General features: G+C 38.5%; 23 protein-coding genes. 19 read left to right on the top strand and 4 right to left on the bottom strand.

Annotated features, from left to right (window positions below; all coding sequences use genetic code 11):
- Positions 1-20: 20 nt before the first annotated feature.
- The 8 genes from A8L44_RS08255 to A8L44_RS08220 are packed head-to-tail and all read left to right on the top strand — an operon-like array spanning position 21 to position 9,622.
- Positions 21-1,163, top strand: coding sequence for an acyl-CoA dehydrogenase family protein (locus A8L44_RS08255; RefSeq protein WP_066104055.1), 1,143 nt, complete (start codon positions 21-23; stop codon positions 1,161-1,163).
- 34 nt (positions 1,164-1,197) lie between these two features.
- The gene (locus A8L44_RS08250) at positions 1,198-2,835 is read left to right on the top strand and encodes an AMP-binding protein (RefSeq protein WP_254654701.1); all 1,638 of its coding nucleotides are present in this window, start codon (positions 1,198-1,200) and stop codon (positions 2,833-2,835) included.
- Between the two features lie 12 nt (positions 2,836-2,847).
- A complete protein-coding gene (locus tag A8L44_RS08245; protein WP_066104053.1) occupies positions 2,848-4,200 on the top strand; it encodes an acetyl-CoA carboxylase biotin carboxylase subunit in 1,353 nt (450 codons plus the stop codon).
- Between the two features lie 11 nt (positions 4,201-4,211).
- Positions 4,212-4,427: an acetyl-CoA carboxylase biotin carboxyl carrier protein subunit gene (locus A8L44_RS08240; RefSeq protein WP_066104050.1), complete on the top strand. Its 216-nt coding sequence runs from the start codon at positions 4,212-4,214 to the stop codon at positions 4,425-4,427.
- Between the two features lie 16 nt (positions 4,428-4,443).
- A complete protein-coding gene (locus A8L44_RS08235) occupies positions 4,444-5,361 on the top strand; it encodes a hydroxymethylglutaryl-CoA lyase (RefSeq protein WP_066104047.1) in 918 nt (305 codons plus the stop codon).
- Complete coding sequence (locus tag A8L44_RS08230) at positions 5,361-6,134, top strand: enoyl-CoA hydratase (RefSeq protein WP_066104044.1); 774 nt, start codon at positions 5,361-5,363, stop codon at positions 6,132-6,134. Before A8L44_RS08235 ends, A8L44_RS08230 begins: the two co-directional genes overlap by 1 nt.
- A gap of 25 nt (positions 6,135-6,159) precedes the next feature.
- A complete protein-coding gene (locus A8L44_RS08225) occupies positions 6,160-7,692 on the top strand; it encodes an acyl-CoA carboxylase subunit beta (RefSeq protein ID WP_139063818.1) in 1,533 nt (510 codons plus the stop codon).
- 19 nt (positions 7,693-7,711) lie between these two features.
- Positions 7,712-9,622 carry an AMP-binding protein gene (locus tag A8L44_RS08220; RefSeq protein WP_066104038.1) on the top strand — a complete coding sequence of 637 codons (1,911 nt, stop codon included), beginning with the start codon at positions 7,712-7,714 and terminating at the stop codon, positions 9,620-9,622.
- Between the two features lie 224 nt (positions 9,623-9,846).
- On the opposite strand, the gene A8L44_RS08215 is transcribed toward A8L44_RS08220, so the two are convergent.
- A complete protein-coding gene (locus A8L44_RS08215) occupies positions 9,847-10,497 on the bottom strand; it encodes a 2OG-Fe(II) oxygenase (protein ID WP_066104035.1) in 651 nt (216 codons plus the stop codon).
- Positions 10,498-11,007: 510 nt separating this feature from the next.
- On the opposite strand from A8L44_RS08215, the gene A8L44_RS08210 reads away from it, so the two are divergent.
- Both A8L44_RS08210 and A8L44_RS08205 read left to right on the top strand, forming a co-directional pair.
- Positions 11,008-11,457: a hypothetical protein gene (locus A8L44_RS08210; RefSeq protein WP_066104031.1), complete on the top strand. Its 450-nt coding sequence runs from the start codon at positions 11,008-11,010 to the stop codon at positions 11,455-11,457.
- A 437-nt stretch (positions 11,458-11,894) separates the two neighbouring features.
- Positions 11,895-14,366 carry a helicase-related protein gene (locus tag A8L44_RS08205; protein WP_066104028.1) on the top strand — a complete coding sequence of 824 codons (2,472 nt, stop codon included), beginning with the start codon at positions 11,895-11,897 and terminating at the stop codon, positions 14,364-14,366.
- A gap of 204 nt (positions 14,367-14,570) precedes the next feature.
- Here A8L44_RS08205 and lexA read toward each other — a convergent pair whose 3' ends face one another.
- Positions 14,571-15,197, bottom strand: a complete 627-nt coding sequence (gene lexA, locus A8L44_RS08200) for a transcriptional repressor LexA (RefSeq protein ID WP_066104026.1) — start codon at positions 15,195-15,197, stop codon at positions 14,571-14,573.
- Between the two features lie 153 nt (positions 15,198-15,350).
- Here lexA and yneA point away from each other — a divergent pair, with 153 nt between their 5' ends.
- The 9 genes from yneA (at position 15,351) to A8L44_RS08155 (ending at position 22,986) form a co-directional block, all read left to right on the top strand.
- On the top strand, positions 15,351-15,674 hold the full coding sequence (gene yneA / locus A8L44_RS08195) for a cell division suppressor protein YneA (RefSeq protein WP_066104023.1): 324 nt from the start codon (positions 15,351-15,353) through the stop codon (positions 15,672-15,674).
- Between the two features lie 69 nt (positions 15,675-15,743).
- Complete coding sequence (locus A8L44_RS08190) at positions 15,744-16,394, top strand: YneB family resolvase-like protein (protein WP_066104021.1); 651 nt, start codon at positions 15,744-15,746, stop codon at positions 16,392-16,394.
- A 76-nt stretch (positions 16,395-16,470) separates the two neighbouring features.
- On the top strand, positions 16,471-16,701 hold the full coding sequence (locus tag A8L44_RS08185; RefSeq protein ID WP_066104018.1) for a DUF896 domain-containing protein: 231 nt from the start codon (positions 16,471-16,473) through the stop codon (positions 16,699-16,701).
- Positions 16,702-16,839: 138 nt separating this feature from the next.
- A complete protein-coding gene (gene tkt / locus A8L44_RS08180; protein ID WP_066104013.1) occupies positions 16,840-18,846 on the top strand; it encodes a transketolase in 2,007 nt (668 codons plus the stop codon).
- 120 nt (positions 18,847-18,966) lie between these two features.
- Complete coding sequence (locus A8L44_RS08175; RefSeq protein ID WP_066104010.1) at positions 18,967-19,299, top strand: PadR family transcriptional regulator; 333 nt, start codon at positions 18,967-18,969, stop codon at positions 19,297-19,299.
- Positions 19,296-19,937, top strand: a complete 642-nt coding sequence (locus tag A8L44_RS08170; RefSeq protein ID WP_066104006.1) for a hypothetical protein — start codon at positions 19,296-19,298, stop codon at positions 19,935-19,937. Before A8L44_RS08175 ends, A8L44_RS08170 begins: the two co-directional genes overlap by 4 nt.
- Positions 19,938-20,018: 81 nt before the next feature.
- Positions 20,019-21,503, top strand: a complete 1,485-nt coding sequence (locus tag A8L44_RS08165) for a DUF4153 domain-containing protein (RefSeq protein ID WP_066104003.1) — start codon at positions 20,019-20,021, stop codon at positions 21,501-21,503.
- Between the two features lie 656 nt (positions 21,504-22,159).
- On the top strand, positions 22,160-22,603 hold the full coding sequence (gene sirA / locus A8L44_RS08160; RefSeq protein WP_066103999.1) for a sporulation inhibitor of replication protein SirA: 444 nt from the start codon (positions 22,160-22,162) through the stop codon (positions 22,601-22,603).
- Between the two features lie 167 nt (positions 22,604-22,770).
- Positions 22,771-22,986 carry a YneF family protein gene (locus A8L44_RS08155; protein WP_066103996.1) on the top strand — a complete coding sequence of 72 codons (216 nt, stop codon included), beginning with the start codon at positions 22,771-22,773 and terminating at the stop codon, positions 22,984-22,986.
- A gap of 361 nt (positions 22,987-23,347) precedes the next feature.
- Here the strand turns inward: A8L44_RS08155 and A8L44_RS08150 are convergent, their stop codons facing one another.
- Positions 23,348-23,899 carry a hypothetical protein gene (locus A8L44_RS08150; protein ID WP_254654700.1) on the bottom strand — a complete coding sequence of 184 codons (552 nt, stop codon included), beginning with the start codon at positions 23,897-23,899 and terminating at the stop codon, positions 23,348-23,350.
- A gap of 232 nt (positions 23,900-24,131) precedes the next feature.
- Complete coding sequence (locus tag A8L44_RS18695; RefSeq protein WP_139063817.1) at positions 24,132-24,302, bottom strand: ribbon-helix-helix domain-containing protein; 171 nt, start codon at positions 24,300-24,302, stop codon at positions 24,132-24,134.
- Position 24,303 lies beyond the last annotated feature (1 nt).

Below are 24,303 nucleotides of genomic sequence, written 5' to 3'. Positions count from 1 at the left end.
AAAAGAGTAGGAGGATGAAAATGAACTTTGAATTGAGCACGGAGCAAAAGATGGTCCGCAATATGGCAAGAGAATTTGCGGAAAAGGAAATTAAGCCAATTGCGATTGAATTAGACCGGGAGTCAAGATTCCCTGAAGAAGTATTTAAGAAAATGGGTGAATTAGGTCTGCTTGGAATTCCCTTTCCGGAAGAATACGGAGGCTCCGGTGGAGATACGATCTCTTATGCGCTTGCAGTAGAGGAAATTGGAAGAGCCTGCGGAGGTACGGGCTTGAGCTATGCAGCTGCTGTATCACTTGGATCGAGTCCGATTTATTATTTTGGAACCGAGGAGCAAAAGCAACAGTACTTAACTCCATTAGCAAGTGGTAAGGCCTTAGCATCATTTGGATTAACAGAGCCTAATGCCGGATCAGATGCCGGAGGGACGAGAACAAAGGCCGTGCTAGAAGGAAATGAGTACGTAATTACAGGAGAAAAATGCTGGATTACAAATGCCGGATTTGCAGAAACGATTACGGTCACTGCGGTATCTGGTAAGACCAATACCGGAAAAAATATTATTTCCGCCTTTCTTGTACCAACTAATACGCCAGGGCTAAAGATTACTAGCAATTACGACAAAATGGGTGTTCGAGCTTCGAATACATCAGAAATAATCCTCGACTATGTTCGGGTACCTAAGGAGAATGTCCTTGGAGATCTCGAGGGAGGATTTAAACAATTTTTATATACACTGGACGGCGGCCGGATTTCAATCGCGGCTTTGGCGGTCGGGATTGCTCAGGCAGCATTTGATAAAGCGCTTGCCTACAGTAAGGAACGAATCCAGTTTGGACAGTCCATCTCTAAGTTTCAGGCTATTCAATTTAAGCTGGCAGACATGGCAATGGAAATTGAGCTGGCGAGAAATATGGTATTAAAGGCTGCCTGGCTTAAAGATCAAAAAAAGAATTTCACAAAAGAATCTGCCTATGCCAAGCTATTTGCTTCTGAAATGGGATTCCGTACATGCAATCAGGCGATTCAAATTCATGGTGGATATGGATATATGCGTGAATACGAAGTGGAGCGTTACTTACGTGATATGAAGTTATTGGAGATTGGCGAGGGTACATCAGAAATTCAGCGACTTGTAATATCCCGCCAACTAGGTTGCTAGCCTTATATTTTTTTTAGTGATAAGGAGGAACGAGATGGCGGATTTGGTTCAGAAAACAGTGGGTGCTCTTTTGGATGAAATAGCTCAAGAGAATGCGGAGCGAGAAGCAGTTGTTTATGCAGATCGAGGTCTTCGGTATACGTATAAACAGTTTAATGAAGTTTGCAAGGAGGCAGCCCGAGCGTTTATGTCGCTTGGAATGGAAAAGGGAGATCATCTTGCCATATGGGCGACTAATACTCCTGAATGGCTGATTACCCAATATGCGACAGGGAAGATGGGGGCGGTGCTCGTTACGGTAAATACGAGTTACAGAGCCAAAGAGCTAGAATACCTTTTGCAGCAGTCTGATTCAAAAACACTTATTTTAATGGAAAATGTGAAGGATCATTCCTATATTGAAACACTTTATGAAGTCATACCGGAATTAAGAGATGCACCTCCTGGAGAGCTGGTATCAGAGAAGCTGCCTTATTTAAAAAATGTTATCGTGCTCGGTGAGAATCGATATCCTGGTACGTACAGCTGGGATGATGTGATAAAAATGGCCTCCCACACATCAGAGCAGGAATTGGCTGAAAGGCTGGATTCCTTACACGACAGCGATGTCATCAATATGCAGTATACGTCTGGGACAACTGGTTTTCCAAAGGGAGTCATGCTGACTCACCGCAATATCGTCAATAACGCGATCAATATTTCTGAGGGAATGAAGCTGACAAATGAAGATCGTATGTGTATTCCAGTTCCTTTTTTCCATTGTTTTGGGTGTGTATTAGGAACATTAACAGCCGTTTCTGTTGGTGCAGCCATGATTCCATTGCAGGAGTTTAATCCGCGCAGTGTTTTACAGGTTGTTGAAGAAGAAAAATGTACCGCTCTTCACGGTGTTCCGACGATGTTCATTGCTGAAATGAATCTGGAGGACTTTGAAGAATACGATTTATCCACTCTGCGTACAGGTATAATGGCTGGTTCCACCTGCCCTATTGAAGTCATGAAGGGTGTAGTGGAAAAGATGGGGGCCAATGAAATAACGATTGTATTTGGACAGACCGAATCTTCACCTGGTATCACTCAAACGAGGACGGACGATCCGCTTGAATTGCGAGTCAGCTCCATTGGCAGATCGATGCCTAATATTGAGGTGAAAATCGTCGAGCCTGGCACTGAGAATGAAGTGCCTCGGGGGCAGCATGGCGAGTTAATCACACGCGGTTACCATGTCATGGAGGGTTATTACAAAAATCCAGAAGCAACTGCAGCTGCGATTTCCAAAGATGGCTGGCTTCATACCGGTGATTTGGCTGTCATGGATGAAAATGGGTATTGCGCTATTACTGGCAGGCTTAAGGACATGATTATCCGTGGTGGCGAAAATATTTATCCAAGAGAAATAGAAGAGTTTTTGTACCAGCATCCTTCTGTACTTGATGTCCAGGTCATTGGTGTACCAGATGCCAAATATGGTGAAGAAGTAATGGCATGGATCATTCCTAAAGAAGGCACATCCATAACAGCCGAGGATATCCGTACTTACTGCCACGGGAAGATTTCAAGGCATAAAATTCCGCGCTATATCGAATTTATAGACGAATATCCGATGACAGCTTCCGGAAAAATTCAAAAATATAAGCTTCGGGAACAATCCATGCAGATTTTGGGAACGTGAGGAGGAGCAGCATTGTTTAAGAAAATATTAATTGCCAATCGAGGGGAAATCGCTTCAAGAATAATCCGTACCTGTAAACGCCTTAATATCGAAACGGTTGCGGTTTATTCTGAGGCAGATCAAGAGGCACCATTTGTTAAGGAAGCAGATTTTGCTTTTCTTTTGGGTGGTCCAAGAGTAAATGAAAGCTATGTTAATACCGCGAAAATATTAGAGATTGCGAAAGAGCATGATGTGGAAGCTATCCATCCGGGTTACGGATTTTTAAGTGAAAACAGTGAGTTTGCGAGGGAATGCATAAGAGAAAATATTGTTTTCATTGGTCCCTCTCCGGATGTCATTGAACTAATGGGACAAAAGACAAAGGCAAGGGAGGCCATGGAGAAGTCAGGTGTACCGGTTGTGCCTGGAATATCATACCCGCTTGCTGATGCGGAGGAGGCAGTCAGGGTAGCTAAGAAACTCGGATATCCTGTAATGCTGAAAGCCTCTGCTGGCGGAGGCGGGATTGGCATGCAGTCAGTCTCAAATGAAATCGAGCTCATAAAAGCATATGAAGGCAATCAAAACCGAGCCCAAAGTTTTTTTGGCAATGGGGATATGTTCCTTGAGAAAGTCATTGTGAACCCGAGACATATTGAAATTCAAGTGCTGGCTGACAAGCAAGGCAATGCTGTATACCTTTGGGAACGTGAATGTTCCATTCAGCGCCGTAATCAAAAAGTGGTAGAAGAAGCACCATCTCCATTTGTTGATGAGAGTTTACGGAAAAGAATGGGCGAAACAGCATTAAAGGCCGTACGCGATTTAGGCTACTATAATGCCGGTACCTTTGAATTTTTAATGGATGAACAAAAGAATTTCTATTTCCTTGAAATGAACACGCGCCTGCAGGTTGAACATCCGGTAACAGAGGAGATTACGGGAATTGATATGGTTGAGGAGCAAATTAGGATTGCCTATGGGGAGAATTTACGTTTTACCCAAGATGATATTCGGTTAGAGGGTCATGCTATTGAAGTGAGAGTCTATGCGGAGGATCCCGTTACGTTCTTACCATCACCCGGGCAAATAACCCATCTGAAATTACCGAATGGTCCAGGTGTACGAAATGAGGTTGCTATCAGTGGTAACTCTAAGGTAACACCATTTTATGATCCGATGATTGCAAAACTAATTGTGTCGGCATCAAGCAGGGAAGAAGCTATAAGCTGTATGACAAAGGCACTTCAAAGCTATGAAATTCAGGGAATTAAAACAAATCTACCCATGCTTTTAACGGTCATCCAGCATGAAGCATTTAAGGAGGGAGACACAACAACTGGGTTTATTGAAGCAAATCTTAAAAAAATGAAAAACAGATAGGAGAGGTAATAATGGCTGAAGAAATCAAAGCAAGTATGGCGGGAAATGTATGGAAAATACAAGTAAAAGAGGGAGATACCGTTGAAAACGGTCAGGACATGGTCATTTTGGAATCTATGAAAATGGAAATTCCTATAGCCGCTGAAGGAGACGGACTCGTCACAGAGGTTGTCGTAAACGAAGGGGATTTTGTAAATGAGGGCGATGTTTTAATCCGGATTGACTAGAAGGGAGAGAACTTTTTTGGAGATACCTGAATTTGTACAAATAAAAGAAGTTGGCCCCCGGGACGGTTTGCAGAACGAGATGAATATAGCTCCGACTGAACAAAAAATAGGATGGATTGACCTGTTGAGCGAAACGGGTCTTTCTTATATTGAAATTACATCTTTTGTTGCTCCTAAATGGATTCCGCAGCTAGCTGATGCGCTGGAGGTATCAAGGAAAATCAAGCGCAAGGATACGGTCACTTATGCGGCTCTAGTGCCAAATCGAAAGGGATTGGAAAATGCGCTGTTAGCAAATATCGATGAAGTTTCTATTTTCATGTCAGCGAGTGAAGCACATAATCAAAAAAATATAAATAAATCCATTGCAGACACCTTTCCAATTCTTCAGGAGGTTGCAGAGGATGCATCAAAGGAAGGAAAAACAACACGCGCTTATGTATCGACAGTGTTTGGCTGTCCGTACGAGGGCGAGGTTCAGATTGACGCTGTCTTACATATATGCGATAAGCTGTTCGCGATGGGGGTAGATGAAATCTCTCTTGGCGATACAATCGGTATTGCCCATCCAAAACAGGTTGATTTTGTACTGGATGAAGTAACAAAACGGTTTAATAAGGATCGTATTGCGCTACACTTTCACGACACACGCGGCATGGCGCTGGCTAATATATTAGTAGCTTTAAAGAAAGGATATACGATCTTTGATTCCTCGCTTGGCGGTTTGGGCGGCTGTCCATATGCACTTGGAGCTTCAGGAAATGTAGCCACTGATGACTTAGTTTATATGCTTGAGAGGATGGGGATTCGTACGGGTATTGATGGAAGGATGTTAGCTGAAGCTGCAGATTATATTCAAAAACAGATGGGTATCCCTTTGTCGAGTAAACAAATGGCTATCCATGAGAAAAAAGAAGGGAGAAGGGTCAACTGATGATCAAGCAATCCATACGAGAAGACGGGGTAGCGGTGATTGTATTAGATCAGCCTCAGAAATCCAACGCTTTATCTATTGAGATGTTAAAAGAATTGCAACAAACACTGCGTCTATATAAAGAAAATTCATCTATTCATTGCATAATCATTACTGGAAGCGGTGACAAAGCATTTTGTTCTGGTGCTGATCTAAAAGAACGGTTAAATATGACGCCAGCACAGGTAGGTGAAGCGGTCCGATTAATTAAGGAAACCATTTCCATGATTGACCAAATGCCGCAGCCGACGATTGCATCCATTAATGGGGCAGCATTTGGCGGAGGGCTTGAGCTTGCATTGGCATGTGATATCAGAGTGGCCAGCCATCATGCTAAGATGGGGCTCACAGAAACCTCTCTGGGAATCATTCCAGGCGCAGGCGGAACACAGAGGCTGCCGAGATTAATTGGAATCAGCAAAGCAAAGGAGCTTATTTTCACCGCTCGCAGGATAGATGCCATTGAGGCACTGCAAATTGGCCTGGTTAATCAAATCGCAAAGCCGGATGAACTGGAGACGATGAGCCTATCCATCGCAAGGAAAATTGCAGCCAATGCACCTATCGCAGTGAAGGAAGCTAAAAAAGCGATAGAAAGAGGTATGGAAACAGATTTAGTACATGGTTTGCAAATTGAAGAAATGAGCTATCAGGTTACGATTCCAACGAAGGATCGTATGGAGGGACTCATCGCATTCAAGGAAAAACGTAAGCCTGTATATACCGGTGAATAAACTCTCAATAGAAAGGTAGATGACGATGAACACAATTCAAAACGACCTTATAGAACGAATAGAAAAAATAAAAGGAGGCGGAGAAGAGAAGTATCATCAAAAAAATAAAGAAGCAGGCAAATTGTTCGTTCGTGAGCGTTTGGAGCTATTGTTTGATGAAGGCGTTTTAGCGGAGGATGGATTGTTTGCGAATCATTCTGCGGAAGGTTTACCGGCTGACGGGGTGGTAACTGGATTAGGGAAAATAAATGGTCAAACGGTTGCTGTTATGGCCAATGATTCAACCATTAAAGCAGGATCATGGGGTGCACGGACGGTTGAAAAAATCATTCGTATTCAGGAAACTGCTGATAAGCTTCAAATTCCTATGCTGTATTTAGTGGACTCAGCCGGTGCGAGAATAACGGATCAGGTAGATATGTTCCCTGGACGCCGAGGGGCTGGCAGAATTTTTTATAATCAGGTAAAACTGTCCGGGAAAATCCCGCAAATCTGTTTATTATTTGGCCCATCTGCAGCAGGCGGTGCCTATATTCCAGCATTTTGCGATATCGTTGTGATGGTGGAAGGAAATGCTTCCATGTATCTTGGTTCTCCTAGAATGGCAGAGATGGTGATTGGTGAGAAGGTCACATTGGAACAAATGGGCGGAGCGAAAATGCATTGTTCTGTATCAGGTTGCGGAGATGTTCTTGTAAGCAGTGAACAAGAGGCAATCGAATATGCCCGGAAATATCTATCCTACTTCCCAGCCAATTTTGCCGAAAAAACAAAAAGCACCGAAGAAAAACTACCTCAAGTATCAGACAAAACAATCGCAGATCTTATCCCTCAGAATCAAAATGCACCTTTTAATATGTATGATCTCATTAATCAATTAATAGACGAGGATTCCTTTTGTGAAATCAAGAAAATGTTTGCACCTGAATTAATTACTGGTCTTGCCCGAATGGGTGGTAAACCGATTGGTATTATTGCCAATCAGCCTCGTGTAAAGGGTGGAGTCCTTTTTCATGATTCTGCTGATAAAGCAGCCAAATTCATTAATCTATGTGATGCTTTCAATATCCCCTTGCTCTTTTTGGCCGATATACCAGGCTTTATGATTGGCACTAAAGTAGAGCAGGCAGGAATTATCAGGCACGGTGCAAAAATGATTGCTGCCATGAGTGAAGCAACCGTTCCAAAAATCTCTGTTATTGTTCGGAAAGCGTATGGAGCTGGCCTTTATGCGATGGCCGGTCCAGCCTTTGAACCAGATTGCTGTATTGCCTTGCCGACTGCCTCGATTGCAGTTATGGGTCCAGAAGCGGCAGTGAATGCTGTGTATGCCAATAAAATTGCCGCGCTGCCGGAAGAAGAACGTCAAGGCTTCATTATGGAAAAAAGAGAAGAGTACAAGGAAGATATTAATATTTATCGCCTCGCCTCAGAAATGATCATTGATGATATTGTTGAACCTAATGATTTAAGAAGTCAATTAATCACTAGATTTAGCTTATATCAAAGTAAATATCAGGTCTTTTCATGCCGAAAACATCCGGTTTACCCGGTTTGAGGAAACGGAGGGTTCTTTCATGAGCCAAGTAGCCTGGATACCCGATCATCGTACGATTTCTAACCTGCGTCTTTATAAATGGATACAAGAACTGGGCTTTAAAGACTATGACCAATTTTATGCTAAATCGATTGAAAAACCCGAATGGTATTGGGGAGAGGTCGAAAAAGAATTGGGGTTCAGTTGGAAAACACCATATAAAAAAGTAATGGATTTATCAAATGGGATTGAATTCCCGGATTGGTATGTCGGTGGAACCTGTAATATTGTGGATTCTTGTATAGAGAAATGGATATATTCTGATTATCATGCAATCGAATATGAAAATGAATTAGGACAAACAAAGAAAATCTCCTTTCCGCAATTATATGGTTGGGTGAGCCGAGTGGCAGGAGGGTTATTGGAACAGGGGATTGTACGTGGAGATAGAATAACCATCTATATGCCAATGATTCCGGAGACCATTGTAGCCATTCTGGCTGCTGCAAAAATTGGAGCGGTTGTCTCGCCTGTATTCTCCGGTTTTGCAGAGGATGCCCTAAAGACACGGGTAAACGCAGCAGGCTCCAAAATGATTATAACGGCAGAGTCCTATACTCGACGTGGTAAAAAGGTCGATATGTTAAAGACAGTTACAAATGTTTTAGATGAAATGGATACTTTGGAGAAGGTAGTTGTAGTGGGAGAGACTGGGATGCGTGGCTCATTTGTATCCTGGACTCAAATCGAAGCAACTGATTCGGTGGACACCTCTGCTGAAATGAAGAGTGATGACCCATTCATGCTCATTTATACATCAGGGACAACAGGTAAACCAAAAGGAACAGTCCACACTCATACCGGTTTCCCGATAAAGTCAGCGATTGATGCAAGAATCTCAATGGACGTGGTCAAAGGTGATAAGCTTCTCTGGATAACCGATATGGGCTGGATGATGGGACCATTCCAGTTGTTTGCCAGTTTAATGAACGGAGCTACGATTATGCTTTACGATGGGGTGCCTGACTACCCAACAGCTAATCAGATATGGAAGTTAGTTGAAAAGTGGAAAGTTACGCAATTAGGAATATCACCTACATTAATTCGTTCTCTTATGGCAAGAGCTGATGATTCGATTGGTTCTCATGATCTTTCATCTCTTAAAGTGTTTGGATCAACGGGTGAGCCTTGGAATCCGGATCCATGGAATTGGTTGTTTGAAAGGGTTGGGAAAAAGAAAATCCCGATTATTAATTATTCAGGAGGCACCGAAATATCCGGCGGCATTTTAGGAAATGTTTTATTGAAGCCTATTGCTCCTGTTACATTTAATTCACCGATGCCAGGCATGGATATTACGGTATTAAATTCATCCGGTGAATCTGTTACGAACGAGGTGGGTGAGCTCTGTATTCGCGCTCCTTGGGTTGGCATGACTAAAGGCTTCTGGAATGAGAAGGAAAGATACTTGGATACATACTGGAGCACCTATAAGAATACCTGGGTTCATGGGGATTGGGTTAGTACAGACGGCGTTTTTTGGGAGATTAAAGGGCGGTCTGATGATACATTGAATATAGCAGGAAAAAGAGTAGGTCCGACTGAATATGAATCCATTCTTATTAAGCATGAAGATGTGATTGAAGCGGCTGCTATCGGTATTCCGGATGAGCTTAAAGGGGAATCCTGTGTATGCTTTGCCGTTTTACAAACGAATGTAAAGGGGAGTACAGAGCTAGAAAATGAGCTCATGAAGCTTTTGGGCAATCAGCTTGGAAAAGCACTCAAGCCTTCAGCTATTTACTTCGTGAGCGACCTGCCAAAAACGAGAAACCAGAAAATTATGCGCCGAGTCATCAAATCTACCTTCCTTAACCAAGATGCAGGTGATTTATCCTCCTTAGTCAATCCGGAGATCGTACATGAAATCAATCAGATAAAAATAAAATGATACCCAGTTAGTTGGAAGCAAGTGTGCGAATCACATGCTGGTAAACAGCTATCTGATAGTTAAGCGTTGGCATGGATAATCTCCATGCTTTTTTAATTAGTTTTATAGTTAATATAATTGGGTTGTTGTATTCTTGAAAACTTAACGATTAAAATAATTTAATAGAATGTATCGGAACAAAAGAAAAAGCAAGGCATACATCATTGCCTCGCTTTACTGTCCTGTTAACGAATACGCTGTTTCCGAATCCATTGAGTAGCAATCCATTTTTCACCCTTGGTAACCGGGGCACCGCCATGTAAGGTCTTTTCGTTCAGAGATTCGTCTTGGTAGAAATATTCAAAGTAAACCGCCATTCCTTTTTGTGGAGCGACTGATAAATCTAGGTGAGGGAAATACGTTTCTCCGCCTTCTTCCACATCATTTAGGTATAAGACAATTGTACTAATTCGGTTATTTTGAGCAGCTGAACTTGTCGAAGCAAAATAATCAAAGTGTGCTTTGTATTCTTGACCAGGAGTATAGCGAAGGATATGGAGATTCTCGCCATGTTCAGACGGAATGGTAGTGATGGCAGCTAGCCGTTGTTCAATGCGTAAAACGGTTTCATTTTGAGCATCTTCAATGAAAGCACCTGAACTCGTACGCATACCGTTTACTTCACGGGTTGCTCCAACGGTTGAGCGTTTCATATCCTGCTTCGCTAACTCTATCAACGTATCGCATTCCTCGTCGCTTAACACGTTTCCCAATACCACAACAAGTGGTTCACCGTGACGAGCTAAGATAGGAATTCGTCTGTTCTCTGTCTCAATGAAATGGCCTGAGTGGGGAAAAATAGGCGTTTCTTTTTGTGGATGAACGGTAGTTGTCATATATTTCTTCCTCTCCCATCTTTTATCTGTTCTATTTGTTATTTTATCATGTATTTAATAAATCCGATTAGAATTCTCATAATTATTTATGGAAGAGAAGATTTCAAAATAATAATATATGAGTTTGAATGGGAGCAAATATTAAAAAGAATATATTCTCAAACATATCTTGAGACAAGAGAGCTCAATGGATATATAACGTTGCTGGTTGTAGTACAGGTTTTTAAGTCGTTATTAGCAAATTATGGGTGGGGGAATCATTGTTATATCTGGCTTTATCAGTTTCAGACAGGAATCATTCTGGAACTACAATTTATAATCAAGGTTGATTTTCATAGAATTTAATTATTGAACTAAAAAATGAATTCTTGAAATTTATGGTAATATATATTTTGAAATGATTCGCAGTTTAGTAGAAAAAGTTATAGAGTGGAATTCAAATCATTTCAAAATAAATTTATTGATTAAAATTAAGAAATAAATTTATGGAAGTGAACGGAGGGCTTGTATATGTCGCGTATTCAATTTTTAGCATCGTCTAAGCCATTTATAATGCCTGAAGAAATAGAGAATTACCATAATAATGGAATAGATGAATTAGACATGTGTTTCTCAGTGTATGAAGCAGATAAATGGTGGTGTGATATTGTTAAACCTGTTTTATCAATGCCATACATATATGAAGTCGGAGTTCTTGGTAATCATTTTTTCGTTTATTTGGAGAAATATATGGATATTGGTGATGTTATCGAGCTTTATGAAATACCTGTTCAACAGTGGTATGAAGAATATATACAGCGTGTCCTTGAAGTTCCAGAGCCAATTATGATCAACGTTGGTAGTTACACCTACCAAAATCAATATGGATTGTTTAGGCTTAACCCTAAAAAATGGGTAGAAGAGCTTAGCCATCGAACATTATTAACTGAACGTGGTGTAACAACAATTGTGAAATATTGATAACTCTCTACTTTTAGGAGTTTCCTCTGATGGGCTCTCTTGATTATACATAAGGAAAGAAATGAAAAAGGCTTTAGTTTTGTAAACGTGGCATTTGAAGGAAAGAAACCAAAATTTTAGTTCAAGAACTTTATAAATCAAAACTCCTCAATGAATGGGGAGTTTATTTTGTTTAATACTTTACTTTTGCTGTATATACAGAAAATGCGCCATCAAAGCAAACACAATGGAACAATTATGATTGATCCGGTGATATTATATGTATGATTTATATAAAGTAATGAATCAAGTGGATTTAATACAAAAATTAAGAAAAAAATTAATGTAGAACATAATAATATTATGTAAACTAATGTATTAAATTTATAGATATGCGGGTAATCGTATATATTAGCCTTATAAGAGAATTTTTATGGCAGTTGAAGGAGAACGGAATAATGGACATATTGAATAAAGGGTATAAAGAAGCAGTTGAAAAAGCAAAAAATGATATTCTGAATGATATTTCCTTATATATGGAAGAAAGCGAAACAAAGCCAGCTATACATGATTATTTGGAGAGCAGAGAACGCTATTTCGATCAAATTTGGAATTTAGCATGGAAGAGTCGAACGCTTCAGCGGATGAATAGAGCTGAAAAAATTAAATTTTTGGGGCTGCGTGGTATAGAAACAGAAGGAGCCTCCAAGAAAGCAATAAATAAAATGGTTGAACAAGAACTTAGTGGACTAAAATCCTTTGATCTGAAAAGTTGGATCCAAGATTACTTTGGAGAAACAGATGAACGATGGGATGAATTATTTGAAACAGTCAAGCTAAAAAAATTGAAAGGGAATTATGAGAATACCGTTATAAAAGATGAGGCCTTAAGTATTTTGAGCAGTAACAAGCTTTATTTTTATTTAAAACTCAGATATAAAGTGGCAAATCAATTACAAAGGGATATAGCAAATGTGAAGGGGTTCAAACAAGCCCAATTTGAAACGCTCAACGACCTCTTATATTGGGGATATGATGTATACCAGGATGATTCTGTTTTTGACGAATATATTTATCAAAATCTGATCGATACCTTTGTTTACGAAACCATATACCCATTTATAGTATCAGAATTGCCGAATCAAATCATAAACCAATATGAGAATTTGTTTAAAGGGTCGATTAATCATAAGCTGATCAGGCAATTGATCGGGGGAAATATTAGTGAATTTCAATGGGAATATGAAAGTGAAATAGAGCAGGAATTGATTGAGGACCTTATAGATGTTCGAACCCACCCGGATGAATTTGATATACAAATGCCGTTATACCATACTCAGCACAAAGAGAGAATTGAAAAAAGAGAACAGAAATTAGAAGAGCTGAGGAAACAGGAAGAAATAAAACAAAAGAAACTGGATGACATCTTTGGTGTGGAATACAAGACGACCGTTTATAGTAACACTAAATATATTCTGCATATAGGAGAAACAAATACCGGTAAAACCTATCAGGCACTAAATAGATTAAGGCAAGCTGCATCTGGTATATACCTGGCACCTTTAAGGTTATTGGCACTTGAAGTATATGAAACGCTTAAAAACAACGGAATTGCCTGTGCATTAAAGACAGGTGAAGAAGAAAAGGATATTGCAAATGCCACGCATTATTCCTGCACAATTGAAATGTTTACCGAGAAAGATGAATTCGACGTCATGGTTATAGACGAAGCGCAAATGATAGCAGATAAAGATCGTGGATTTTCCTGGTTTAGAGCTATTAATAAAGCTCGTGCTCGCGAGGTTCATATCATAGGCAGTCATAACTCGAAAAGGATGATTTTGAATCTTCTTCAGGGAAATGATATTGAAATTCATGAATACAAACGTGATATACCGCTGATTGTAGAGAAAAAACCTTTTAAGATCGAACATGCCAAGGCAGGAGATGCTTTGATTGTATTTTCTCGAAATAAAGTGCTTCAAACCGCTTCAAAGCTGGAAAGAAACGGCCATAAAGTAAGTGTCATCTATGGAAGTATGCCTCCTGAAACAAGAGCTAAACAAATTCAGAGGTTCATTAACAGGGAGACGCGAGTGATTGTATCTACAGATGCAATCGGGATGGGGCTTAATCTACCGATTAGACGAGTCGTTTTTCTCGAAAATGATAAATTTGATGGCACGAGAAGACGTTTATTGACCTCCCAGGAAGTAAAGCAGTTAGCAGGACGTGCCGGCCGTAAAGGTATATATAATGAAGGAAGAGTGGCATTTACTGATCAAATTGGTTTAATGAAACGGTTGTTAAATGGTGAAGACCGGCCGATCAGTACATTTACAATAGCACCTACACAGGGTGTATTTGAACGTTTTAAACGTTATCACTCGAGTTTTGATCAATTCTTTGAATTATGGGATGAATTTAAAAATCCTTCCGGCACAACAAAAGCACCGCTTACTCAGGAAAAAGCTTTATATCATTTAATTCGCCATGAACAAATAGAAGGACGAATGTCGATAACTGATTTATACGGTTTTCTGCATTTACCTTTTTCAGCGAATGAGGAGAGCCTCGTTAATCAATGGCTCTATAATATGAAAGCCATTGTGGATAGAAGAGAATTGAGAGAGCCTTTAATAAAGAAAGATTCCTTGGATGAACTTGAATTATCTTATAAATCAGTAGGATTGCATTTATTGTTTTTGTATAAATTAGATCGAAGAAGTGAAACGGTCTATTGGGAGCGAGTAAGAGAAGAAATCAGTTCAGATGCACATAATCAGTTAAGAAAAGGGGTTAAAAAATATCAAACAAAGTGTCGGTCATGCAATAAGCCGTTAAGTTGGAATTATCCATTTGCTATTTGCCAGTCGTGTTATGAAGAGAGTAAACGATCAAGATACTATTACAAAGGATGGGATATATAGGACCTTCAAGCTTGCAATCAAAATGGTTGCAAGCTTTTTTGTATCACATAATAATATTATGTAAACAACGAGATAAATAAAAGTATTAATCTATTTATAAAGTGGAATATGCCAATTCTTAAATGCATAAGTTTAATAGAGAAAATAGAGATAATAGATTTTAAACACAAAAGTAGAACCGGCTGAAAGCCGGTCCCAACGTTCTTATTGAATATTTCTGTATAACCCGATCACTTTGCCAAGGATGCTGACATTTTGTAGAATGATAGGCTCGAGCATAGAATTTTCAGGCTGCAGACGGAAATGAGTATCTTCTTTAAAGAAACGTTTAACGGTAGCTTCATCATCTTCAGTCATGGCTACGACAATTTCACCGTTGTTTGCTGTATGCTGCTGGCGAACAATTACATAGTCACCGTTAAGTATTCCAGCTTCAATCATACTGTCGCCCATAATTTCTAGCATAAACACATTTTCATCGGCAGGAGCCATATGCTCAGGCAGAGGGAAGTATTCTTCTATATTTTCGATAGCTGTAATAGGCTGCCCTGCAGTTACTTTCCCGATTAATGGTACATTAACTGAATTTGTTTTTGGAATATGGTCATGTGGATCCATATCCAGGATTTCAATAGCACGTGGTTTGGTAGGATCTCGTCTGATGAGTCCTTTGCTTTCCAATCGCGCTAAGTGACCATGAACCGTGGAACTTGAAGCCAGTCCGACTGCTTCGCCAATTTCTCGAACGGAAGGCGGATAGCCCTTCGTTTTTACTTCTTCTTTAATATATAGCAAAATATCCTGTTGCCGTTTGGATAATTTAGTAGTCATCTCCCGCACCTCTTTTAGCTTTTCTTGTTTTTAGTATATCATTTCCTGTTTAACAGTACAAACATAAGTTCGTTTTTTGTATTGACACAAAACGTTTGTTCGGTTTATACTTGATTTATATTAAACGAACATACATTCGATGGGGGTTTATTTATGAAAAAATTATGGACTTCTTATAATTATTCCATCTTGTTTTTTATCGGTCTTTTCTTATTAATAACTACAATGATAGTAACAAATATTGAAGCACCAAAAGACGATTATCAACAAATCACGGTTAAAAAAGGAGATACAGTTTGGGATATGGCTGAACGTTTTGACGGCAGCGAAATGACACAGACTGAATTTGTCTCTTGGGTTCAGGAACATAATGACTTGCACATTAATCATTTAAAGGAAGGGCAAACGATTGTGATTCCTGTAAAGAAAATGAACGAAAATACAGAAATGCTACACTTAGCAGATTCTGATAAATAACTATATAATCAGTAAGGTCGGGAATGTTTCCCGGCCTTATCTATATGTAAAGAAGAATGGTGAGAGAAAATGAAGGTTGGAATTTATTGCAGAGTCAGCACAGATAAAAGTTCACAGGAAACATCACTGGAAAGGCAGGAGCAGGAGTTAACAAGACTGGCTGCCATAAAGGGGTTCGAGGTGGTAATAATCGAGAAAGAACAAGCCAGTGGATATGATTTAGAACGAGAAGGCATTCTAATCTTGCTGGAAAAAATGAAAAATAGAGAAATCGAGGGTCTCTTGATTCAGGATGAAACAAGACTGGGCAGAGGAAATGCCAAGATTGCTCTATTACATTGCATCTATAAAGAAGGGGTTAAATTATATACGGTTACTCATAATGGTGAGCTTGAGGTTTCTGAAACAGATGCCATGCTTTTGCAAATCATCAGTATAGTAGAGGAATATCAGCGAAAATTACAAAACAGTAAAATCAGAAGAGGGATGAAACGAGCAATTGAAAATGGATATAAACCACAAAGAAATTTAGCAAATCAACATCTTGGAGGCGGAAGAGAAAGGTCAGAGGTACCTTTACAGGAGGTTATTGAGCTGCGTATTAAAGGATTAACATTTGCTGAAATTACGGAGAATTTAAACAGAAAAGGCTATGATCTCTCAAAAGCCACCATTCATCGAAGATATTCAGAATATATGAAAAAGAATACTAATCAATAGTTCATTCTTGAAAATTACGCAGTTTTTCTATACGATGACAATATCTACTTATATTTTATATAGAAGGAGCAATACCATGCTGCCAATGCATAAAATTAAAAGAATTAATGAATTATCTAAGAAATCAAAAACAGTTGGCCTTACAAAAGAAGAAGCCACTGAACAATCTCTTCTGAGGAAAGAGTATTTGGAAACCTTTCGTACCTCAATGAGAAATACGGTTGAAGGTTTGACAATTATCGATCCAGAAGGTAAGGATGTCACACCTGAAAAAATAAAAAAATTACGTAATAATAAATTACATTAAGGGTATAGCATAATAGGTTAGACTCCAAAAAAATATCTTAAGGAGTGACGATTTTGTAGCATTTACCAACAAAGTCTTGTCAACCTGTTTATACTTCATTAATATAAATTAGAAGGTTAATCTGAAAGGATGTAGGCAATGTTCACAGAAAAAGATAATTTATCTATCACAGCTATTCGTACTCTTTCAATCGATGCAATTGAAAAAGCTAATTCAGGTCATCCTGGTATGCCAATGGGAGCTGCTCCTATGGCTTATACTCTTTGGACCAAATTCATGAACCATAATCCAAAAAATCCGGATTGGTTTAACCGTGATCGTTTTGTATTATCAGCAGGACATGGTTCCATGCTTTTATACAGCTTATTGCACTTATCAGGTTATGGCCTTGATATGGAAGAAATTAAGAATTTCAGACAATGGGGCAGTAAAACACCTGGACATCCTGAATATGGACATACAAAAGGCGTAGAAGCTACAACCGGACCACTTGGCCAAGGTATTGCGATGGCAGTCGGTATGGCAATGGCGGAACGTCATTTGGCGGCAGTCTACAATAAAGATAACTTTGATGTTGTAGATCATTTTACATACAGCATTTGCGGAGATGGAGATTTAATGGAAGGGGTATCAGCTGAAGCTGCTTCTCTTGCTGCCCATTTAAAATTGGGACGTTTAGTAGTCCTATATGATTCTAATGATATCTCTCTTGACGGCGAATTAAACATGAGCTTCTCTGAAAGTGTTGCTGAGCGTTTTAAAGCTTACGGATGGCAATACATTCGCGTAGAAGACGGTAATGATTTGAATGAAATTGCTAAAGCGCTTGAAGAGGCAAAAACAGATCTTGACCGTCCTACTATGATTGAAGTAAAAACAGTTATCGGATACGGTGCTCCAAATAAATCCGGTAAATCTGCTGTTCATGGTGCTCCGCTTGGCGAAGACGAAATGAAATTAACTAAAGAATATTACAAATGGACATTCGAAGAAGATTTTTATGTGCCACAAGATGTTTATGACAATTTTGAAGAAACTGTTGTAAAAGCTGGTGCTAAAAAAGAAGAAGAATGGAACCAATTATTTGAAAGCTATAAAAACGAATACCCTGAACTTGCTGCTCAGCTAGAAACAGCAATTAAAGGCGAATTACCTGAAGGCTGGGATAAGGATATTCCTGTTTATGAAGCAGGAAAAGCCGTTGCTACACGTAATTCAGGTGGAGAAGTATTAAATGCAATCGCTAAAAATCTTCCATCTTTATTTGGCGGATCCGCTGACTTAGCTGGATCAAACAAAACGATGCTGAAGGGCGAAAAAGATTTCTTGCCAGGCTCCTATGATGGCCGTAACATTTGGTTTGGAGTACGTGAATTTGGTATGGGTGCTGCATTAAACGGTATGGCACTTCACGGTGGTGTGCATGTGTATGGAGGAACATTCTTTGTATTCTCTGATTACCTGCGTCCAGCTATTCGTTTAGCAGCGTTAATGAATCTTCCTGTCACATATGTATTTACACATGACAGTATTGCTGTTGGAGAAGATGGTCCAACTCATGAACCAATTGAGCACTTGGCTGCATTGCGCGCAATGCCTAATGTTTCACTTATCCGTCCGGCTGACAGCAATGAAGTGGCAGCTGCATGGAAAGCGGCATTAACAAGCAAGTCTGCACCAACTGCGTTAGTATTATCCCGCCAAAACTTAACTACGTTACCGTTATCAGCTGAATTAGCTGAAGAGGGCGTTGCTAAAGGTGGATATGTAGTTTCACCTTCCAATAAGGATACTGCCGATGCTATATTGTTGGCATCTGGATCTGAAGTAGGATTGGCTGTTCAAGCACAGGCTATATTAGCGAATGACGGCATTGATGTATCAGTTGTCAGCATGCCATCATTTGATCGCTTTGAAGCTCAATCTGCTGAATATAAAGAATCTGTTATCCCTTCAACTGTTAAGAAACGCTTAGCAATTGAATTAGGTACATCTTTCGGATGGGACCGTTATACAGGTGATGAAGGTGAAATATTGGCAATTGACCGCTTTGGTGCTTCCGGCCCTGGTGAATTGTTAATGGAAAAATTCGGATTCACTCCATCTAATGTGGTTTCTTTAGTAAAAGAAATGCTACAAAAATAAAATATATTTTTAAAAAATCGCCAGGGTCTTTCTCTGGTGATTTTTTTATGAATATATTTACAAACAATTCCAAATGATGTATGTTTGATATGTACCTAATAATTCTAGGTAGGTGAAGAAATGTTTAATCGTGAACTTGTAAAAGGAAGTACATCACTTCTTGTTCTGCAGCTTTTGCAAGAAAGAGATATGTATGGGTATGAATTGGTGAAAGAAATGGATCACCGCAGTGACCATGGATTTCAGATGAAGGAAGGTACGCTGTATCCTGCTTTGCATAAGCTTGAAAAACAGGAATATATAGAGTGCTACTGGGTTGAACAAGAGAAGGGACCCGCTCGTAAGTACTACCGTATTACCATGGCTGGCGAAGAGATGCTAGAGATTAAAACAAACGAATGGAATCGATATGTCCAGGTCATGAACAAGGTAATGGGGAGAACAGAAACATGAGACGGGCTGAAGAAGATTATTTACGTCAGCTTGATCGATTGCTGGGTGCCCATCCTGATAAAGCGGCTATTATGAAAGAATATAAGTTACATATTTCCGAAATGGCTTGCGACATCATTTATGAGGATGAGTCACCCGACTTAATCTATAAAGAGCTATCGATGCGGCTGGGTACACCGGAAGAAGTTGCTGTATCCTGGAAACAGGAACTAACCCTTACACCAAGAAAAACAAGGTGGATATTTGCAGGAATTAACTTGTCCCTCTTTATAAGCGGAATTTTGTTAACATTTATCAACCATACATATGATTGGAATTGGACCAAGGAAATATGGTCTTTGCTAACATCGATTCCTGTACTTTTAATGGCCATCTATATTGGTTTTTGGGTCTTGCTTGGTTATGAAATTGGCAAGGAATTTGGACATCAGGGCAAAAAGCTTATTAAGAAAACGTTTTTGATTACGGTGATCCCTAACATTATCTTAATGTATTTGGTTATCTTTAACCTCGTACCGGATCAATGGTTTGACCCCTTACTGGATAAACCATTTATTATTGCATGTGTATTTTGTACGTTTATCTTATATCCAGTCAGTTTTGCTGGGTATCTATGGGGGAAGAAAGCCTCGCTTTGACTATTTGCCTATATACATAGAATAACTATGTATATTTATCACTATATACCTAGAAAAACTAGGTAGAGGGGGATCCTTAAAATGGATATTCAGTTTAAAAAAGAAGATAAAGTATTTTTACTGTTATGTATAGCGCTAGCCTGTTTTGCTGAGTTATCTTTTTTACATGGAGAAGTAGGGATTTCCTATCCGTTGTTCTTATTTGCTTTTTATGGACTGTTTTTTTGGAGGTTTCGGAAAACGAAATTTACTCATATGCGAATTGGAAGCCTTCTGATGGTTTGTATTTGGATTCTTGGTTTATCTTATTTCTATCAATTTAATGTCCTTTTTTATCTAACGAATGGGTTGGTTATACCAATTCTTGTAGCAGCTCAGCTAACACTTATTACAAATCAACAAAAAATTGATTGGAGCAGAGTCAACTTTATTAAACAACTGAAAACAAAACTGGTAAACAGTATTAAATACAATCAGCAATTCATCTCCTACATCCTAAAAAAATTCAGAAAAGAGGGAGCAGGGGAAACTGGGGGGATGGCTAAAAGCATCGGTTTGGGAATTGTTATTGCATTCCCGATACTCATCATCATCATTCTATTGCTTGTATCGGCAGACAGTCATTTTCAAGCGATATTTATGCACATCCCTGACTGGTTATTTTCCGTACAAATAGGTGAATTCTTTGGAAGATTGATAGTTATTATCCTATTTGCTCTTTTGTTTTATGGTTTTCTAAATGTATTACATTTAAAACAGCCGCAAACACTGTCCTCTAACATGAAAGAGGCAGGAAGTGTCCAGTTCGATTCAACCATTGTGACAACGATTCTGGTCCTGATTAATGGAGTCTATTTATTATTTACAATTGTCCAGTTTAAATATTTCTTTGGCAGCCCGCTTCTCAATGATATGACCTATGCTTCAAGCGCGCGAACAGGATTTGCCCAGTTATTGTTGGTTACCCTCATAAATTGGTCCATACTGCTTGGAACCCTAAAGTATGTATCTGTTCAAATGAACGCTGCTAAAAGGCTTATACAGGTCCTTCTCAGTCTTTTAATCGTATTTAGCGGAGTTATGCTAACATCGGCTTTTATGCGCCTCTATATGTATGAAGAGGCCTATGGATATACGATTCTCAGAATACTCGCACATACGATTATGCTTTATCTGGTTGTCATTTTTACCTATACATTAGTAAAAATCTGGATTGAACGAATTGCATTAAGACATTTTTATTTTTTAACCGGATTATTGTTTTACACTGGATTGCACATCGTTCAACTGGATCAACTAATCGTAGATAAAAATATAAGTAGATATAAAGAAACGGGTAAAATTGATCTATATTATTTAAACGAATTATCCTATACAGGATTATCTGGACTGATTGACTTATATGAATCAGACCCCAATTCTGGTGAATTGAAACATCTATTATCAGTCCAATATGAGCAAATGAGGAACACTGACTATACTTGGCAGTCCTATAATCTTTCCAGAGTTGAAGTTTATGATAGGTTAGAAAGTCTTAACCTCACTAAGCATGAAAATGGAGATTAACAACAGCTAATCCAGTACTGGTCATATTCTTGCTATAAAGTAGATATCAGATAACGGCAACCGGTTTTTGGAGGATTCCAGCAGAAAACGGAGTACTGGCTAATTTGATTTTTGAAGGATAAATAAGTAAAAAGCCTGGACTTATGGGTCCAGGCTTTTTGTAAACAAGCTTATTTAAAGTGTTTATGTCTGTAGGCTAATCCATTTAAAAATATGAAATATATCAATTTTATTTTCCTCAGCTGCCCTTGATCCTAGCGAGTGGGGAATGGATATAATTTTTAGAAGGTACAAAAAATGTAATCATTAATGCGATGACACTCAATAATGTCATGAAATAATAAGCATCACTTGCCCCTAAATTAGAAAAAGTCTATCACCGGATATATTAGCTTATCAGTATTGGGAATTATCATATGGTGGATAAAAGACGGACTTCATTTCAGTTCTGAATATGTAGCCAGTCAAATTACAGAATTATACAGATGATCAATGGTGATAAGAGTAAATCATATGTATAATGGGTATAAGAGATTAATTTGAAAAATCAAAAAAATATTTACTCGACAAAATTAGAACAACTCTGCACGTTCATTTTACATAATATGCAACAATAGTTTTTTATACTATATGTAAAGAGAATTGGAGGTAAGAGTATGCGCACTTATATTATTTATTTAATAGAGAATGAATTTGCACGTCATTATTATGGACGAGAATATATGTTTTTTAACTTATTCCAGGATTATGAACAATCTGAAGGGGATAAGAAAAAAATACTCCGCAGGCAAATTAACTTTGTTACTAAAAAGATTCATGCACAGCTTTTTACCTCTTTTATGGAAAATCAACTAATGGAAAATAAAGATTGTTATATGGAAAATGGGGTATATTATATCAGAAAGCGAAATGTCGGCCAAAGCGAAGCAAGCTTAGGATATCGCAATCATTCATTGATTCTGCATGCTACTGGAACGTATGAATGTGAGACCATATTTTTTGAATGGCTCAGGCAGTGGAATCCATATTTTTTAGCCTTGGATATAACTAAGGAACGTTGCGCATGGCTCAGACCTATTAAACAGAGGTTATATGTATGAAGTAGAATAAGACAGATTTCACTATGAGATTGTTATAAATACCGTGGAATTTATTCTATTATGTCTGTTTGTATCAAAATCTGATAGAAATATCACAATAGTTATGGTATTATTACTTTGGTTTAGTACAATGTCTTTGTGACAGCACGGAGGAGGTAGTTTAGGTTATGGGATATTATATTCTTACGGCAGTGATTGCTTTGATTGCTGGTGTGGCTTTAGGATTCTTTATCGCTCGTAAATACATGATGGACTATTTAAAGAAAAACCCACCAATCAATGAACAAATGATTAAAATGATGATGACACAAATGGGTATGAAGCCATCCCAAAAGAAAGTAAATCAAATGATGAATGCGATGAACAAGCAACAAGGGAAATAAGCCTTGTTACATCTGGGATTCTAAGGTCATCTGATTATACATGGTTAAAGTTTACTGTCTTTTTTACATAAAAAGATGTAACCTTCATCGATATTTTTTAGTATATTGGTGAAGTTTTCTTGGCTTAGTTTAAAACCACTTTTCTGTAGAGAATGTTAAACCATTAAATACGGAGGAGTGGTTTTTTCTATTGTTGGTGCTGAGTTTTCAGACTATAGCGTTAAAAGCTTATTGATTATATGGCTACTTCACTATTTTATAATCTTTAGGGCAATCAAATGGTTCATTAAGAGATAAAATTAGCTTTTTATGTTAGTCTATAAACACGAAAACCCCCTCTTTGCGAGAAGGGGTTTTTATATTATTTCACTGGAATAGTAAACGAAACATCTTCACTGTTCATGAAATCCTCAGTGGTTACGTCACCCAGTATTAACTTTATCTCTTTAACGGAATTAACATCAATGGTTTTACCATCAGGTGCTAAAAATTCAAGTACTCCTTCTTTTTTAACCCCACCTTGGATCTCACCACTAACATCACCATCAGTTAAGAACATGTTGGCATCCAATTGCATATCGCCAATTACAGCTGATCCTTGGTCGGGATAAAATTGTAGAACTCCATCTGTTGTATTTTGAACATTGATACCTACTTGGATTTCATTTTCTTCAATTTTAATGTCGCCTAGTCCAACTTTTAGTCCTTGTGCTGTTACTTGTTGAGAAGAAGCATCAATGGTTTTAGTTCCATCATCTGTTTTTTGTGTTTCAGTTGTTTTAGTGTCTGAAGTATTACCAGTTGATACACTTTCTTCTTCTCCGCCACCTACAATAGCAACAATAATAAGTAATACAGCAATAACTATGATTCCTAAGCATCCAATCTTAAAGAACTTTTTCAAGTTAATCATCTCCTTATGAATCTTATATCTAAATTATAATACAATTCTAAAAATAATTAAAAGTAGAAACGAGGATTTTGACATTGAGCAAACATAGACTGGTGGTTTTTATGTGTGCTCAAAAAGCGTCAATAGGAATGGTATAAGAGTGTTTATTAAATCACCACAATAAAAATAGAACGTTTGTATTATTTTAAACAAACGTTCTAACTATGCTTCTGGCTATCTAATAGTCTCGAATTTATTCTTGTTGTTCTTGATCATCCTTCAATCGGCCTGCTTTTTTTACGGCTTCTTTTAAGAGGATTTCTATTTGAGCATTTACACTGCGAAGTTCATCATCTGCCCATTTTTCAAGTGCATCATAAAGTTTAGGATCAATTCTTAGCGGATATGCTTTTCTTTTGGCCATC

Origin of the sequence: Bacillus sp. FJAT-27986, assembly GCF_001685035.1 — a bacterium.
GTDB lineage: Bacteria > Bacillota > Bacilli > Bacillales > Pradoshiaceae > Pradoshia.
Note: the sequence above shows the minus strand (reverse complement) of the source record. Positions and strands in the feature narration are given on the sequence as shown.